Raw genomic sequence first — 2,442 nt, 5'->3', positions numbered from 1 at the left:
GGTGGAGGACAGTTTCACCGTCAGGGTGAAGGCCGCGCCGGTGGTGGCCTCGGCCATCAGCGACGTATCGGGCCTGGAGGAAGGAGCCACGCGGGACGTGTCCCTGTCGGGCGTATTCAGCGACGCCGACGGCGACAGCCTGACCATCACCGCCGCGTCCTCGGACGAGGGCAAAGCCACCGTGTCCGTGTCCGCCGACCGGTCCGCGCTCACGGTGTCCGGTGTGTCCGAGGGAACGGCGACCATCACGGTTGCGGCCCAGGACGCCGACGGCAACACCGTCAGTGACGCCTTTGACGTAACGGTCGTCAAAGCCCCGGAGCCCGAGCCCGAGCCGGTGGAACTGCCCGGCCCGGTGTTGGGCCTGGAGCTGACGGCGACCCACGACAGCGTGAGCGTCAGCTGGAGCGCCCCGGAGAGCGGGGATGCGCCGGACGGCTACATCGTGAACATCAAGCGCCAGGGAGGCGGCGACGGCGAGACCCGCCGCCCCGGGGCCAACAAGCCGTCCCTCACCTTCCGGGGTCTGAAAAGCGGCTCCACCTACGAGGTGTGGGTTCGGGCGCAGAACGAAGCTGGCAAGGGGGAGCGCACCCGCGCCAGCATCACCCTGCCGGCGGTGCTGCCCGGCCCGGTGACGGGCTTGGAGCTGACGGCCGCGGCGGACACCGTGACGGTGATCTGGAACGCCCCGGAGACCGGCGGCGCGCCGGACGGGTACATCGTGCACATCAGGCCGGAGGGCGGCGCTGAGGGTAGCGGGAGGACCAAGACGCCCAGGGCGAAGAAGACGAAGGTCAGCTTTGAGAACCTGGAGTCCGGCCAAACCTACAAAGTGTGGGTGCGGGCCGAGAACGCGGCCGGCAAGGGCGAGCGGGTCCACGCCAGCATCACCCTGCCGGAGGCGGAAGCCCCGCCGGAGGAGGGAGACGGGCAGACGGGTCAATGATCCCCTCTGGCGGGTCCAGCAGAAGGGGGGCGTCCGGCTGCGGCTGGGCGCCCCCCTTGGCGTGCCGGCGCTGGCTTGGGCCGGCGCGAGGCTCAGCAGCCGCTGCGCCGCGCGTTGACCCGGCCCTGGGTCAGGAAGGTGATACGATAAACAACACATAAAAAGAGCCTAATGGTGACGCACATGATACGGACGATGCGGTAACATATTGGCAGCCCCCAGCTCGCGCAGTTCCTGCTGTCCGGGGCAGCCGGGTCTGCCGGTTGGGGAGAGCATTCCGCCGCCGGGGTTGGCGCCGTCGCACTGACCCGCCAGGACCGGAGAGATACCACAAGGAGACAGCGTAGCCATGTTCGATGTCAGCAGCGAGATCAGGAACGCGGGCCGCCAGTTGAGGGCTGCCATGCCGGTTACCCCCCCCCCCCGAATAAATGTTCTAGTCCCGCAGGCCGGCCCCCACCCTCTGAACATCCGCGGAGGGCCGGCATGAAGCGCGCCTCTCTTTTCCGCCGCGCCCCGCTGCTGCTGCCGCTGCTGGCGGTCCTTGCAATGCTCCTGGGCCCCATGGCGCCCCTCGCCCCGCCGCCCGTCTCCGCAAGCCACGAGGCGGAGCAGACCGTCTGGTCCGCGACGCTGACGGTGGCGGACCTCACTCCGGCCGGCTCTAACTCAATCGGTTGCACCAGCCAAGGTACCAGCGGTGGTGAGGCCTATGCCTGCTCGAATACGAGCGTACTCTCGGACGATGACTTCACGTTTCGGGGAGCGGACTATGGCCTGCACTCAGTCGGCTTTTCTGAAAATAAATTCTTTACTTTTGCCTTCACAGGGACCCCGAAAAAGAACCTGGAGTCCCTTACCCTGCACATCGGCAGCGAGCGATTTCCCATGGCCGGCAGCGATCTTCTTTCGGTTGTTGGGTCCTTCACTACCGATTACGCTATTCCGGTCCCGTCCGTAGGCGACACGGTGAACCTGAAACTGACCGTATCCCACGCCGCCGACCTGGACCCGGACTTCGGCATCGGGGGCAAGGTCACGACGCCCTTCAACACCAAGGCCAGCGAGATCCACGCGGTGGCGAAGCAGTCCGACGGCAAGATTGTGGCCGTCGGCTGGGTGCAGAACGCCAACAAGGACTTCGCGCTGGCGCGCTACAACCCCGACGGCTCGCTGGACACCTCCTTCGGAACCGGCGGCCGGGTGACCACCGACTTCGGCTCCACCGACGAGGCGCGGGCGGTGGCGCTCCAGTCCGACGGCAAGATTGTCGTGGCCGGCTCCGCCTACATCAGCGGCGGGAGGGACTTCGCTGCGGCGCGCTACAACACCGACGGCTCGCTGGACACCGGCTTCGGAACCATTGATGGAGTAAACAGGACCGGCAAGCTGACGACCAACTTTGGCGCCAACGACGGGGCGTGGGCGGTGGCGATCCAGTCCGACGGCAAGATAGTGCTGGCCGGGGAGGCGGGCTACAGCTTCGGCGTGGC

The 2,442-nt window shown here is 67.4% G+C and carries 2 protein-coding genes; both read left to right on the top strand.

The features are described 5' to 3' along the window. The coding region (locus OXF11_07060) for a fibronectin type III domain-containing protein (protein ID MCY4486861.1) at positions 1-949 on the top strand (949 nt) is incomplete at its 5' end. A gap of 486 nt (positions 950-1,435) precedes the next feature. Further along, positions 1,436-2,442: delta-60 repeat domain-containing protein (locus OXF11_07055; protein MCY4486860.1), on the top strand; the 1,007-nt coding region annotated here is incomplete at its 3' end.

This window comes from Deltaproteobacteria bacterium (assembly GCA_026712905.1).
Lineage (GTDB): Bacteria > Desulfobacterota > Binatia > UBA9968 > JAJDTQ01 > JAJDTQ01.
The sequence above is the reverse complement of the archived record's forward strand: the minus strand, read 5'-3'. Positions and strand labels throughout refer to the sequence as shown.